Raw genomic sequence first — 13,859 nt, forward strand, 5'->3', positions numbered from 1 at the left:
CGGACGCGGGATGGAGCAGTTTGGTAGCTCGTCGGGCTCATAACCCGAAGGTCGTCGGTTCAAATCCGGCTCCCGCAACCACATTACAGTTGAACGTTGATTTGATGCTTTGTAGCAGAAAAGATGAACGGTTAGCTTATGCGATACTAGCTCAGTTGGTAGAGCGCAACCTTGCCAAGGTTGAGGTCATCGGTTCGAACCCGATGTATCGCTCCAGTTTACTTTTCATGGTAAACAAAACTCTTTAAACCACAGTGTTTAAAGACGACCTTACCGGTCACGCTCTTTCTTTAATGCTGCGAAGCATAATCCCCCCAAAAAGCAAATAATCCTCCATTATGGTGGATATTTTTTTGTCTTAAATTTTTGTTAGCAACAAGAATGCTAGTAAACATCAGGTCTCTGAAGTAGATACCTGAGGTTTTTCACATCTATAAACAGACTTATCCACAAAGTATCAAGTGTGGATAACTTGGTTGATAAAGTTATTTCAGACCCAATTCTTTACATTTCTCTAAAAGATCTTTCTTGTTTTCAGTATATTAGCTGAATTGCGGCGATCGTAACTCATTGTTTTTTATCAGGTTGAATACTTGCCTTGAATTTGATAAAAGATCGTTAACTTGTTGTTTTTTGATCTTAATCATTTATCGGTACTGTGTTTAACTTTACGTGGGTGTCGGAAGTTTACGAGAGTTCTGAATTTTTTCCACATTGTTAGAATTGAGAACAAGGTCAAACATTGTTCGAAAATTATGTGCAACGAGTTGTGTTGTATGGTGGGTTGTTGGTGTGGATTGGCCTGCCAATCGTTGATGCCTAAGGGGTTAGGCGTCTCTTGGTAGCCCTTTCTCAACGATGCGTATTAGCCTGTGCTTTTTGGTGAGGATTTTGCTGCTATCTTTTTGCACACAACTATTTTTCTGCGTAGAGCTATCTTCTTGCATGCTGCTAGCATTGGGTAACTGTTGTAGTTGTTTATTTAAAGCCCACTCAATATGTACATCCAGCATTTCGTTGTTGCCTCGATGAGATTCCAGTGTTTCAACAATGCGTTGTTGAAATGGCGCATTGCCCATAGCAACAAAGATATTGCGTAACCATTGGGTGTGTCCAATACGTCTTATCGCTGAGCCTTCCATCTTCTTTAGGAAGGTAGCTTCATCCCAACTTGAAAGTGAAACAAGGTTTGCCTCTCGGAAGTCTTCTCTGCGGTGGAAGTCAGTTTGCTCAGTGAGTTCGGCATGGCGGTTCCACGGGCAAACTAACTGACAGTCATCGCAACCGTAAATACGATTACCAATTGCGTCTCTAAACTCTTCCGGGATCACACCATCATATTCAATGGTTAAGTACGAGATACATTTTCGAGCATCCACTACGCCATCAGCAATAATGGCGCCCGTTGGACAAGAGGTGATACATGCGGTGCATTTGCCGCACTCATCGACACTGGGTTCATCTGTTGGAAGAGGAATGTTAACTAACAATTCTCCTAGGAAGAACCAAGAGCCAGCGTCTTTATCAAGAATTAATGAGTGTTTACCTGTCCAGCCCAACCCTGCTTTTTGAGCGAGCGGTCGTTCCAAAATGGGCGCTGAATCCACGAAAGGACGTGAGTCTAAACCTTCGACTTCCTTTTCGATTCTTTGTCCCAGCTTTTTCAACTGGTTGCGGAACAATTTGTGATAATCGCGGCCTAAAGAATAACGGCTGATATAACCTTGAGTGGTATCGCTTAGGTTAGAGGCAAACTGAGCTTCTGGTGGTAGATAGTTCATTCGGGCGCTGATCACTCGAATGGTGCCTGGGTGAAGTTCATTGGGACGAGCACGCATCATCCCATGTCGAGCCATCCAATCCATTTCGCCGTGGTTGCCAGCATCTAGCCATGCTTGAAGAGGGGCTTCATGTTCACTTAAATCAACATCGCAGATGCCAACTTTTTGAAAGCCTAGTTCTTTTCCCCAGATTTTAATTTTTTCAGCAAGATGGTCTAGATTCATGGCTTAATTCTTAATTCTTATTTTCTCTGTTTTACAATTAGAGATAAGGCTAATTAAAATTAGGTTCGGCAAAAATGGGGGCGGATCTTAACGGATCTTAGTGGTATTGACCAGAACAGACGTGTTTTGATCAGTATTTTTCATAGAACTTACACTTGAGTGCTTGTCTCCCAAAAGCATCACGGTTTACTATTCTTGTTCTTTTGATTTTTATATAGTCAACGATCGATTTTTAGAGAACGTATTCATGAGCACGAAACAATTTACTTTGAAAGATGAACAAGCAACGATTCAATTAGGAACGGAGCTTTCTAATCTTTGCTCACAGCAGACAACTATTTATCTGCATGGTGATCTTGGCGCAGGTAAAACGACCTTCAGTCGTGGTTTTGTAAAAGCACTTGGCCATCAAGGAAATGTAAAGAGCCCAACGTATACTCTAGTTGAACCTTATCAACTTGCCGATTGGCAGGTGTACCATTTTGATCTTTATCGCCTAGCCGATCCTGAAGAATTAGAGTTTATGGGGATTCGTGACTACTTCACGCCAGATGCTATCTGTTTGGTTGAATGGCCAGAGAAAGGTTATGGAATGCTACCAGAAGCAGATTTGGATATTGATATTCGTTACCAAGACGATCACCGCATTGTTTCTTTAACCGCTAACAGTGAATACGGACAGCGCTTACTTAGTCAGTTGGAGTTATGTTGATTTCTAGACGCCTTATTTCAGCAGTAGCTATGTTGGCTGCTGTTTTTTCTATACTGTTTTCTTCACTTGTTTCTGCAAACTCACTAAAGAGTTTAAGGGTTTGGCCTTCTCCAGAAGAAACTCGTGTGGTTATCGATTTAAAATCAGAAGCGGATTTCAGCTATTTCACCCTGAGTAGCCCGAGTCGCTTGGTTGTTGATTTAAAAAAGACCAACCTTGCAACTAAGTTACCGGTCGTGGTGAAAGACAGCCCCGTTCTATCTAAGATTCGTAAAAGCTCACCGCCAGACAAAAACACCTATCGCTTGGTTTTTGAGTTAAAGAAGTCGTCTAAAGCAGAGTTGTTTAAACTCAGTCCGACTCCTGGTGGTCAGTACGGACATCGCTTGGTGATCGATTTGCCTCATGGTGCGGCAAGTAAAGGCAAAGCAACATCAACGCCGACTAAGCCAACAGTGAGTAAGAACCTCAATCAAGTTAAGCGTCAGCGTGATGTTCTGATTGTGATTGACCCAGGCCACGGTGGTGAAGACCCTGGTTCCATTGGCCCATCTCGTAAATATGAGAAGAATGCGACTCTTAGTATTTCGAAAAAGATCGCTGCGCAGTTGAATGCAGTTCCGGGAATCAAAACGCGTTTAACACGTAATGCTGATTACTTTGTAAACCTGAACAGACGTGTTGCAATTGCTCGTGAGAACGAAGCACACCTCTTGATCTCTATTCACGCCGATGCCTTTACGACGCCTCAACCAAGAGGTGGTTCGGTGTTCGTGTTGAATACTCGACGGGCAAATACTGAGATTTCCCGTTGGATTGAGAACAAAGAGAAGCAGTCAGAATTGCTGGGCGGCAGCGGTGCTGCGTTTACTGGCAATATTGCAGATAAAAACGTCAACCAAACCCTGCTTGATTTGCAGTTTAGCCACTCTCAAAAAGAGGGCTACAAACTGGCAACGACCATTCTCTCTGAAATGGGTAAGGTCGCAAAACTGCATAACAGTAAGCCGATTAACACCAGCTTGGCAGTGTTACGTTCACCACAAATTCCATCGGTACTTGTAGAAACGGGCTTTATTTCGAATCCGACCGAAGAGAAGCTTCTTTTCCAACGTTCGCATCAAGACAAACTTGCGCGGGCTGTGACCAAAGCGGTCGTTAAATATTTGAAAGCGAATCCACCAGAAGGGATTGTTATTTCTAACGCGGCGGCATCTTCTAACTCTACCAGTCAGCACAAAGTACAGCGTGGTGAATCATTGTCTGTGATTGCGAAGAGGTACGGCTCGTCTACACAAGCATTATTGAAGTTGAATGGTTTGAAGTCGACGAGCTTAGCGGTAGGGCAAATTCTAAAAATTCCAAGCTCGGGTTCACAAGCGGCTACCACAACAAGCCGTAAAACGCTGACACACACGGTTAAGTCTGGAGAGTACTTAGGCAAGATAGCTAGCCGTTACAAAGTATCGGTAGCAAGCATTAAACGTGAGAACCGCTTGAAATCAGAAACCGTGAGAGTAGGCCAAAAGTTACGCATTACGGTTGAAGTAAAAGATATACCTCTACGTAAACATAAAGTCGCAAGAGGTGATTATCTTGGCAAGATTGCTTCGAAATATGGCGTGAGCGTCAACAGTATCCGTCAAGCAAACAAACTACGTTCCGATGAGTTGGCCATTGGCCAAGTGCTGATTATTCCGCACAAATAGTTGGCTAATGTTGAAGTAATGTTTAGAACATAGAAGCAATCTCAAACGCGAGAAGTGCTTCTATAAATGGCAGTAAGGTAGCTATACATATGACGATCAAAATACTGCCAGCTCGGCTAGCTAACCAAATCGCAGCGGGTGAAGTGGTAGAAAGACCTGCTTCTGTTGTGAAAGAGTTGGTTGAGAACAGTTTGGATTCTGGTGCGACACGTATCGATATCGATATCGAGAAAGGTGGCGCTAAGATGATCCGTGTTCGTGACAACGGCAAGGGCATTGTTAAAGATGAGCTTGCCTTGGCATTAAGCCGTCATGCTACCTCTAAAATTCATACTCTTGATGACCTTGAAGCGATCGTCAGCCTAGGTTTCCGAGGTGAAGCTCTGGCGAGTATTAGCTCTGTTGCGCGCCTAACTATGACTTCACGCCCTACGACTCAGGATCAAGCTTGGGCTGCACATAGTGAAGGTCGTGATATGCAGGTGAAACTGCAGCCAGCAGCGCATCCCATTGGCACCTCGGTTGAGGTATTGGATCTGTTCTTCAATACTCCGGCACGACGTAAATTCTTACGCACCGAGAAAACTGAATTCACGCATATCGATGAGCTGCTTAAACGCATTGCATTGAGCCGTTTTGATGTGACGATTAACCTTCGTCATAACGGTAAAATGATTCGTCAGTACCGCGCTGCAAAAACACAAGTTCAAGCCGAAAAGCGCATCGCAGCTGTATGTGGCAATCCTTTTGTTCGCCATATGCTTAAGATCGAACTTGAGCATCAAGGCTTAAAACTTCATGGCTGGATCACCACGCCTGAAGGAGCAAGACAACAAAGCGATCTGCAATACTGTTATGTGAATGGTCGTATGATGCGTGACAAGCTCATCAACCATGCGATTCGTCAAAGCTACGAAACTAGCTTGCGCCCCGACCAATTCGCTACGTATGTGTTGTTCATCGAGCTAGACCCACATCAGGTGGACGTGAATGTTCATCCTGCAAAACATGAAGTGCGTTTTCATCAAGCCCGCCTTGTACACGACTTTATCTACCAAGCCTTGAGTGATGGCTTAGCCCAAAGCAAACAAATTGATGCAGCACCGATCAAGCAGTCTGCGTTTCATCAGTCAGAAGTGATGCATCATCAGCAAGGTAGCTCGAATCCGGGTATCGGAGAGATTGCCAGTTTCTCAGAGCCTGAAAGCATAATGCCGAGCAGTTCAGAACAACCTCAAGTATCTGATAGTGAAAGATATGCTATTGAGCAAACGCCAGCCTACCCAAGAAAAGCCGAATCTGAACAGGTTTATGATAACCCTCAGCACAGCGTTAATGATGGTGGGCAGCGTTATAGCTCACCAGCTAACCGAGGTTCATCGTCTAGCAGAGGCTCGTCGGATCGCGAAACCAGTTTTACAGGCTCGCCTCGCCAAGAGTGGATAGAGTCTCGACCTGAACCTAAAAAAGAAAAAGAGCTGCACCAACATCATGGTGAGCCTGCTCCATCTAAGCGAGAAGTGAAGGCCTATAAAGAGCTTCTGAAAACGCCAGATTTTGATGACCAAGTTGTAGAACCATACTCACCTCACGAGCATGTGGCACCCGTAGAAACCAGAGACAGCATAGAAAATAAAGAAGCTAAGCCTGCTCAACAGAACCCTGTTCATTTAAAGCCAAGAGTACCTGTGACGGACTTAGGCAAAGCAGTCTCGGTAGTGGAACGCCAATATTTGGTAATGGGAAACAAGAACGGCAGTGTGTTGGTTTCTTTGGCTAAGGCTGAGTTATTGCGTGTTGTTGGTCAGCTTGATACGCGTGATGGCGCGTTAAAGAGCCAACCATTATTAGTGCCTTTATCCATCAAATTAGGCGCTGATTTAGTCGATGTCGCTAAGGCGCTAAGTCCAATACTGTCTGTGCTTGGTATCGAGCTTAAAGCTAGGAATAACGAAGCGATAATGGTGATGGGAGTGCCTTCTCCTTTGAGGCAGCAAAACTTACAAATTTTGATCCCAGATCTGTTATCTTACGCGGCTTCAATAAACGCTCAGGCCTCGGAAACTCAAGGCCATAGCTTTTCTAGCGATACGTTACCATTACTGGTTAACTGGATCGGGATTCAGACAGCACAAGTAAAAAACGACTACACTTTATCTGAAGCGGTTCAACTAGTTGGGGAACTTGAGCAACTTTGGCATGGTCTACTTCCATTAGATGATCCCGAATTTGTTAATCCTATCGACTTTTCTGCAACCATCGCTGCTTTTATGGCTTAGTTTTCAGGTGAATTTTCACAGCTGAGTTTTAGATAAATTAAGCTTATTTACGGCTTCGGCTGTTTACGATTTAACTGTTGCGATGAGGCTTTTCTTAGTAGACAAGAGTATCGCGACATGAAGCCTTTTAATTAAGTGCTCTAACAGAGAAATAAATACAAAATATCATGACTGAAAAATTACCTTTAGCGTTGTTTTTAATGGGCCCAACGGCATCAGGAAAAACAGATTTAGCTATCCGCTTGCGTCAGAAATACCCGGTAGAGATCATCAGTGTCGATTCGGCGCTAATCTACAAAGACATGGATATTGGTACTGCTAAGCCGGATGCAGGAGAGCTCGCGCTCGCGCCTCATCGCTTGATTGATATTCTCGATCCAAGCGAAGCGTATTCTGCGGCTGACTTTCGTCGTGATGCGATCAGTGAAATGAATAAGATTGTAGCGGAAGGTAAAATCCCGCTACTTGTTGGTGGCACAATGCTTTACTACAAGGCATTGTTGGAAGGTTTATCGCCACTACCCGCCGCGGATCAAGAGATTCGTAAGCAGATTGAAGCGGAGTCTATTGAACAGGGTTGGCAGGCATTGCATGATCAATTAAGAGAGATAGATCCCGTATCCGCTGAAAGAATACACCCAAATGATCCACAAAGGCTTTCAAGGGCATTGGAAGTTTATCGAATTTCGGGTAAAACATTAACAGAGCTAACTCAAACGAAAGGCGATAGCCTGCCATTTCGTGTAAAACAATTTGCAATAGCTCCCAAGGAAAGGAAAGAACTCCATCGCCGCATTGAGCTGCGTTTCGAGAAGATGATAGAAGCGGGATTTGAAGATGAAATGAAAGCGTTGTACGCCAGAGAGGATCTTCACCCTGAACTACCATCGATCCGATGCGTTGGTTATAGGCAGATGTGGGATTATTTAGATGGGAATTGCGATTTAGACGAAGCGGTTTTCCGTGGTGTCTGCGCAACCCGTCAATTGGCCAAGCGACAAATCACCTGGTTACGCAGTTGGGATGATTTAACTTGGTTGGATAGCGAAAACATTGAACAGGCGTTAGAAACTCTTTCAGATGCAATAGCATCTGATTAGTATTGCTGTGTATAATGTGATCGCTTTTGCGTGAATATACTCTGGAAAGGATCAGTTGTTGAGGCTTTTAAAAATCACAGCCTTTCAATAACAACGGAGTTTTTTTATTCGTTTAGCTCAGATGCAAAGGCCGCACCTTTTTGTGCACCACTAGCTAAATAATTACAACAAAATATAAATAAGGAAAATAAAATGGCTAAGGGGCAATCGCTACAAGACCCATTCCTAAATGCACTCCGTCGTGAGCGCATTCCAGTCTCTATCTATCTTGTTAACGGCATCAAGCTGCAAGGTCAGATCGAGTCTTTCGATCAATTCGTGATCTTATTGAAGAACACAGTAAACCAAATGGTTTACAAGCATGCGATTTCTACTGTGGTTCCTGCTCGTGCAGTGAGTCACCACAGCGGCGAGCAACAACGCGCGCCATCTGATCGTCCTGAGAAGACTGAAGATTAATCGTTCAATTGATACAGCTTGCGCTGTAATAAGGAGTTGGTTGCTTGTTTGACCGTTATGAATCCGGCGAGCGAGCCGTACTTGTTCATATCAACTTCACGCAAGAGGGAGAATGGGAAGACCTGAGCGAATGTGAAATGCTGGTCTCCTCAGCGGGGGTAGAAACGCTACAAGTGATTACTGGTAGCCGACAATCCCCACTCCCTAAATACTACGTTGGAGAAGGTAAAGCCCTAGAAATCGCACAAGCTGTTCAGCTAACCGGTGCTGAAATTGTGATTTTTAACCACTCCCTCTCTCCTGCCCAAGAGCGAAACCTCGAGCAATTGTGTAAATGTCGTGTGATTGATCGCACGGGTTTGATCTTAGATATCTTTGCACAACGTGCGCGAACTCATGAAGGTAAGCTACAAGTTGAGCTCGCTCAGCTTCGTCATATCTCTACTCGATTGATTCGTGGTTGGACTCACCTTGAAAGGCAGAAAGGTGGTATTGGTCTTCGTGGTCCAGGTGAAACTCAACTGGAAACCGATCGACGTTTGTTGCGTGACCGTATAAAGGCAATATTACGTCGTTTAGCGAAAGTCGCTAAGCAGCGTGAACAAGGACGACGTGCTCGTAATCGAGCTGAAATCCCAACAATTTCTTTGGTTGGTTATACCAACGCGGGGAAATCAACACTTTTCAATCGCATCACAAGTGCTGGTGTTTATGCGGCAGACCAACTGTTTGCAACCTTAGACCCAACACTACGTAAGATTGATTTGGCAGATGTCGGGCCTGCAATTCTCGCAGATACCGTAGGTTTTATCCGCCATCTACCACACGACTTGGTCGCTGCGTTCAAGGCTACGTTACAAGAGACGCAGGAAGCTGACATTTTGTTACATGTTGTTGATGCCAGTGATGACCGCTTTCGTGAGAACATTCAGGCTGTTCATGAAGTATTAGAAGAAATCGATGCTCATGAAGTGCCAACCCTTGTAGTCATGAACAAAATTGACTGCATGGAAGACCAAAAACCTCGAATTGAAAGAGACGAAGAGGGCGCACCTCGCGCTGTTTGGGTTTCTGCAATGGAAGGAGAAGGCATTGAACTGCTGTTTGAAGCTTTAACTGAGCGTTTAGCAAGTCAAATGGTTCAATTCCGATTGTGTATTCCACATCAACATCAGGGCCGTATTCGTAGCTTATTCTTTGAGATGAAATGTATTCAACAAGAAGAGTATGATGAAAATGGTAACTTGTTGATAGGTATCCGAATGCAACAAATAGATTGGTCTAAACTTGAAAAAAGAGAAGGGGCGCTCTTAGGTGGCTTTATCGTTACCAAAGAGACTGCTACAGTATAACGTCATATCAAATGATGGAGCTTTCTAATGGCGTGGAATGAGCCTGGAAATAACAACAACGGCGATAATAACGGCCGCGATAACGACCCTTGGGGTAAGAACAATAATCGCGGCGGCCGAGATCAAGGACCGCCAGACTTAGACGAAGTGTTTAGTAAACTAAGTCAAAAGTTAGGTGGCAAGTTTGGTAAAAAAGGTGGCAACGGTAACGGGCCATCTATTGGTGGTGGCGGTGCGATTGGCTTTGGTGTCATTGCTGTCATTGCGATTGCTATCTGGTTCTTCGCTGGTTTCTATACCGTTGGCGAAGCAGAAAGAGCAGTAGTACTTCGACTGGGTCAGTTCGACCGTATCGAGGAACCTGGTCTTAACTGGCACCCACGCTTTATCGATGAAATCAAAGATGAGCAACTGGTAAACGTTCAAGCGATTCGTTCTCTACGTGCTGCTGGCACCATGCTAACGAAAGATGAAAACGTTGTGACCGTTGAAATGGGTGTTCAATACCGTGTTTCTGACCCATACAAATACTTGTATCGTGTAACGAATGCAGACGACAGTTTACGCCAAGCAACCGATTCTGCGCTTCGTGCGGTAATTGGTGACTCACTAATGGATAGTATCTTGACAAGTGGTCGTCAGCAGATTCGTCAAAGCACTCAAGAAACGTTGAACCGTATTATTGATAGCTACGACATGGGTATTCTGATTGTTGACGTGAACTTCCAGTCAGCACGTCCACCTGAGCAAGTGAAAGATGCATTTGATGATGCTATCGCGGCTCGTGAGGATGAAGAGCGTTTCGAGCGTGAAGCTGAAGCTTACCGAAATGATATTCTTCCAAAAGCAACAGGTCGTGCTGAGCGTTTGAAGAAAGAAGCGGTGGGTTACTCAGAGCGCACAGTTAATGGTGCTCTAGGTCAAGTAGCTCAGTTCGAGAAACTGCTACCTGAATACCAAGCAGCTCCTGAAGTAACACGTAACCGTATGTACCTTGATACAATGGAAAAAGTGTACTCAAGCACATCGAAAGTCCTGATTGATTCTGAATCAAGCGGTAACTTGCTATACCTACCAATTGATAAGCTAGGCGCACAAGGTGGTTCTCAGTCGGGCACTCGCCCTGCAAAAACATCATCAACTTACGATCAAATTGAGTTAGAAACTCAAGCCGATCCAAAGTCTAGCACTCAAACTCGTTCAGACAGTTCACGTCAAGGGAGATACTAATAATGCGTAAATTAATGATCCCTGTATTAGTTGTGACGATTGCCCTTCTATTGATGTCACTATTTGTGATTCAAGAAGGCGAACGTGGCATGGTAATTCGTTTTGGTCGAGTTCTCGATGACAACGGCGTATCACGAATCTATGAACCAGGCTTGCACTTTAAACTGCCGATGTTTGATCGCGTAAAAGTACTTGATGCTCGTATTCAAACGATGGATGGTCGTTCTGACCGTTTCGTAACATCAGAGAAAAAAGACGTTCTAATTGATACTTACGCAAAATGGCGTATTGCTGATTTTGGACGTTTTTATCTGAGTACCGGCGGCGGCAATATCATGACGGCAGAAGCACTTCTTGAGCGTAAAGTGACAGATGTTCTTCGTTCTGAAATTGGTTCTCGTGAAATTAAGCAGATCGTGTCAGGCCCTCGTAATAAGGACATCCTGCCAGACTCTGCTGATAGCGAAGTTGTCACAACGGTAGCGGCTGCAGAAGCACTAGAAGTTGATGGCGAACGCGATAAGATCATGGAAAACGTTTTGTCTGGAACGGCAGAAAGTGCGATGGCTGATTTAGGTGTTGAAGTTGTTGATTTCCGAATGAAGAAGATTAACCTTCCTGACGAAATCAGTGAATCTATCTACCGCCGTATGCGTGCAGAACGTGAGTCGGTTGCTCGTAGACACCGTTCACAAGGTCGTGAGAAAGCAGAAGTTATCCGTGCTCAAGCTGAGCTAGAAGTCGCGACTGTTCTTGCTGAAGCTGACCGTACTGCTCGAGTGACTCGTGGTGATGCTGATGCAGAAGCAGCGAAGATCTACTCTGATGCATTTAGCAAAGACCCTGAGTTCTATGGCTTCATGCGTTCACTGCAAGCTTATGAGACATCATTTAGCGATAAGAGCGACATTCTAGTACTGGATCCGAAGACTGACTTCTTCCAATACATGAATCAAGCAAGCGGTGCTCCAGCAAAATAAGCTGATTCGTTAATTCATTAAATTAGCGAAGTACCTAAAAATCAAAAGGCTCCCATAATGGGAGCCTTTTTGTTTTCTATTCGTTGAAGACTGCAGGTTGACCATTGAATCTTCGAGGGAAGTCGTAGTGACAGCTCCGTACTTTGAGAAAACCTAGCGGTAGGTCATGAAAGCGATAACGGCACCAGCCACCACAAGACAACCGCCAATACGGCGCAGTTGGGTGTCTGGTTGCTCGCTCAGTTGCGCGACCATGTTTCTCCAGCCATTAGGTGCAATCAAGGGGCCGAGCCCTTCAGCGATAAGAACGAGCCCAATAGCGAGCCAAATTGATTGAGACATGGTTCTGCCTTTTGTCTATAAAATGCAATGATATCAGCATCTTTACACATTCGCCCTCAGTTATCTCTGGTTTATTTTTGTACAGCGTTAACGTTTATGAACAAAAAGTGACTGCAAGAAGTGTGATTCAGTGCTAGAATCCATTTTTAATTAGCAACAGAAATTGGAAAGATGGGAAATAACGTAGTCGTTCTAGGCACCCAATGGGGTGATGAAGGTAAAGGTAAAATCGTTGACCTTTTAACTGAAGATGCAAAATACGTGGTTCGCTACCAAGGCGGTCACAATGCAGGTCACACACTTGTAATTGACGGTGAAAAAACCGTTCTTCACTTAATTCCATCAGGCATCCTACGCAATAACGTTAAATGTGTTATTGGTAACGGTGTTGTATTATCGCCTGACGCACTTCTTAAAGAGATGAAGCCTCTTGAAGAACGCGGTATCCCAGTGCGTGAGCGTCTTTTCATCTCTGAAGCTTGTCCTCTAATTCTTCCGTACCATATTGCTATCGACAACGCGCGTGAAATCGCTCGTGGCGCTAAAGCTATCGGTACAACAGGTCGTGGTATCGGTCCTGCTTACGAAGATAAAGTTGCTCGTCGCGGTCTACGCGTTGGCGACCTTTTCGATAAAGAAGCATTTGCTGAGAAGCTAAAAGAAGTTATGGAATTCCACAACTTCCAACTAGAGCACTTCTACAAAGCTGAAACAGTAAGCTACGAAGAAGTACTTGAGCAAGCGATGAGCTACGCAGACATGTTAACTGCGATGGTTATCGACGTAACTGACGAACTAGACGCAGCACGTAAGCGCGGCGACAAGATCATGTTTGAAGGTGCTCAAGGTACGCTACTAGATATCGACCACGGTACTTACCCATACGTAACGTCTTCTAACACGACTGCTGGTGGTGTTGCTGCAGGTTCTGGTTTCGGTCCTCGTCACATCGGTTACATCCTTGGTATTACTAAGGCTTACTGTACTCGTGTTGGTTCAGGTCCATTCCCAACTGAGCTATACGATGGCCTTGAGAAGCAAGACCCAGTCGGTAAGCACCTAGGCGATGTTGGTCACGAGTTTGGCGCAACTACTGGTCGTCTACGTCGTACAGGTTGGTTCGATGCTGTTGCTATGCGTCGTGCAATCCAAATCAACTCTCTATCTGGTATGTGTCTAACTAAACTAGACGTTCTAGATGGCCTAGAAGAACTAAAAATCTGTACTGGTTACAAGATGAAAGATGGTTCTATCCTAGAAGTTTCTCCAATGGCTGCTGAGTCATTCGAAGAAGCGACGCCAATCTACGAAACAATGCCTGGTTGGTCTGAAAACACATTTGGTGCTAAATCTATCGACGCGCTTCCACAAGCTGCTCTAGATTACATCAAGCGTATCGAAGACCTAACTGGCGTTCCAATTGATATCGTATCAACTGGCCCAGATCGTAACGAAACTATCATCAAGGTTCACCCATACGGCGCATAATGCCCAGTTGAGTGATTACCACAGCACGAAGCGTACTGAGGTAATTAAAGTACTTTGATAATGAAATAGTTTTCTAAAAGCCGACTTTGTTAAGTCGGCTTTTTAATACCTGCAATTTGAAAACTAAGCCGCTCGTGATGATCTTTTGAACGCCATATGGCAAAATATTGCCCATTAGCGGCAAGTTTTGTCTAAAGCCGTC

At 44.5% G+C, this 13,859-nt stretch carries 11 protein-coding genes and 2 tRNA genes; 11 read left to right on the top strand and 2 right to left on the bottom strand.

The genetic code is table 11. The features are described from left to right. Nucleotides 1–4 precede the first annotated feature (4 nt). Both AB4513_RS18835 and AB4513_RS18840 read left to right on the top strand, forming a co-directional pair. Nucleotides 5–81: transfer RNA gene (locus AB4513_RS18835), tRNA-Met, on the top strand. Between the two features lie 59 nt (nucleotides 82–140). Continuing rightward, a tRNA-Gly gene (locus AB4513_RS18840) sits at nucleotides 141–216 on the top strand. A gap of 611 nt (nucleotides 217–827) precedes the next feature. Here the strand turns inward: AB4513_RS18840 and queG are convergent. Continuing rightward, entirely contained in the window at nucleotides 828–2,006 is a 1,179-nt protein-coding gene (gene queG, locus AB4513_RS18845) for a tRNA epoxyqueuosine(34) reductase QueG (protein ID WP_009847877.1), read from the bottom strand. 247 nt (nucleotides 2,007–2,253) lie between these two features. On the opposite strand from queG, the gene tsaE reads away from it, so the two are divergent. From tsaE to hflC, 8 genes are all read left to right on the top strand, one after another. Then, entirely contained in the window at nucleotides 2,254–2,718 is a 465-nt protein-coding gene (gene tsaE, locus AB4513_RS18850) for a tRNA (adenosine(37)-N6)-threonylcarbamoyltransferase complex ATPase subunit type 1 TsaE (RefSeq protein WP_004735870.1), read from the top strand. Beyond that, complete coding sequence (locus AB4513_RS18855; RefSeq protein ID WP_017101857.1) at nucleotides 2,712–4,427, top strand: N-acetylmuramoyl-L-alanine amidase; 1,716 nt, start codon at nucleotides 2,712–2,714, stop codon at nucleotides 4,425–4,427. Before tsaE ends, AB4513_RS18855 begins: the two co-directional genes overlap by 7 nt. A gap of 89 nt (nucleotides 4,428–4,516) precedes the next feature. Beyond that, nucleotides 4,517–6,706 carry a DNA mismatch repair endonuclease MutL gene (gene mutL / locus AB4513_RS18860; protein WP_102258452.1) on the top strand — a complete coding sequence of 730 codons (2,190 nt, stop codon included), beginning with the start codon at nucleotides 4,517–4,519 and terminating at the stop codon, nucleotides 6,704–6,706. 167 nt (nucleotides 6,707–6,873) lie between these two features. After that, nucleotides 6,874–7,806 (top strand): tRNA (adenosine(37)-N6)-dimethylallyltransferase MiaA, encoded by a 933-nt coding sequence (gene miaA / locus AB4513_RS18865; RefSeq protein ID WP_009847880.1) that lies wholly within the window; start codon nucleotides 6,874–6,876, stop codon nucleotides 7,804–7,806. Between the two features lie 192 nt (nucleotides 7,807–7,998). Next, a complete protein-coding gene (gene hfq / locus AB4513_RS18870; RefSeq protein ID WP_004735866.1) occupies nucleotides 7,999–8,265 on the top strand; it encodes an RNA chaperone Hfq in 267 nt (88 codons plus the stop codon). A gap of 44 nt (nucleotides 8,266–8,309) precedes the next feature. Beyond that, nucleotides 8,310–9,617 (top strand): ribosome rescue GTPase HflX, encoded by a 1,308-nt coding sequence (gene hflX, locus AB4513_RS18875; protein WP_017101855.1) that lies wholly within the window; start codon nucleotides 8,310–8,312, stop codon nucleotides 9,615–9,617. 27 nt (nucleotides 9,618–9,644) lie between these two features. Further along, nucleotides 9,645–10,847 (top strand): FtsH protease activity modulator HflK, encoded by a 1,203-nt coding sequence (hflK, locus tag AB4513_RS18880; protein WP_009847882.1) that lies wholly within the window; start codon nucleotides 9,645–9,647, stop codon nucleotides 10,845–10,847. A 2-nt stretch (nucleotides 10,848–10,849) separates the two neighbouring features. Beyond that, the gene (gene hflC, locus AB4513_RS18885; protein ID WP_009847883.1) at nucleotides 10,850–11,827 is read left to right on the top strand and encodes a protease modulator HflC; all 978 of its coding nucleotides are present in this window, start codon (nucleotides 10,850–10,852) and stop codon (nucleotides 11,825–11,827) included. Between the two features lie 153 nt (nucleotides 11,828–11,980). Here hflC and AB4513_RS18890 read toward each other — a convergent pair whose 3' ends face one another. Further along, nucleotides 11,981–12,169, bottom strand: a complete 189-nt coding sequence (locus AB4513_RS18890; protein ID WP_009847884.1) for a DUF2065 domain-containing protein — start codon at nucleotides 12,167–12,169, stop codon at nucleotides 11,981–11,983. A gap of 171 nt (nucleotides 12,170–12,340) precedes the next feature. On the opposite strand from AB4513_RS18890, the gene AB4513_RS18895 reads away from it, so the two are divergent. Continuing rightward, nucleotides 12,341–13,657, top strand: a complete 1,317-nt coding sequence (locus AB4513_RS18895) for an adenylosuccinate synthase (protein WP_009847885.1) — start codon at nucleotides 12,341–12,343, stop codon at nucleotides 13,655–13,657. Nucleotides 13,658–13,859 lie beyond the last annotated feature (202 nt).

The organism is Vibrio sp. 10N.222.54.E6 (assembly GCF_041473955.1).
Taxonomy (GTDB): domain Bacteria; phylum Pseudomonadota; class Gammaproteobacteria; order Enterobacterales; family Vibrionaceae; genus Vibrio; species Vibrio tasmaniensis_A.

Bases quoted from the DNA above. Each gene is read 5' to 3' on its own strand.
- queG (WP_009847877.1), bottom strand. From the start codon at position 2,006: ATGAATCTAGACCATCTTGCTGAAAAAATTAAAATCTGGGGAAAAGAA.
- tsaE (WP_004735870.1), top strand. From the start codon at position 2,254: ATGAGCACGAAACAATTTACTTTGAAAGATGAACAAGCAACGATTCAA.
- AB4513_RS18855 (WP_017101857.1), top strand. From the start codon at position 2,712: ATGTTGATTTCTAGACGCCTTATTTCAGCAGTAGCTATGTTGGCTGCT.
- mutL (WP_102258452.1), top strand. From the start codon at position 4,517: ATGACGATCAAAATACTGCCAGCTCGGCTAGCTAACCAAATCGCAGCG.
- miaA (WP_009847880.1), top strand. From the start codon at position 6,874: ATGACTGAAAAATTACCTTTAGCGTTGTTTTTAATGGGCCCAACGGCA.
- hfq (WP_004735866.1), top strand. From the start codon at position 7,999: ATGGCTAAGGGGCAATCGCTACAAGACCCATTCCTAAATGCACTCCGT.
- hflK (WP_009847882.1), top strand. From the start codon at position 9,645: ATGGCGTGGAATGAGCCTGGAAATAACAACAACGGCGATAATAACGGC.
- hflC (WP_009847883.1), top strand. From the start codon at position 10,850: ATGCGTAAATTAATGATCCCTGTATTAGTTGTGACGATTGCCCTTCTA.
- AB4513_RS18890 (WP_009847884.1), bottom strand. From the start codon at position 12,169: ATGTCTCAATCAATTTGGCTCGCTATTGGGCTCGTTCTTATCGCTGAA.
- AB4513_RS18895 (WP_009847885.1), top strand. From the start codon at position 12,341: ATGGGAAATAACGTAGTCGTTCTAGGCACCCAATGGGGTGATGAAGGT.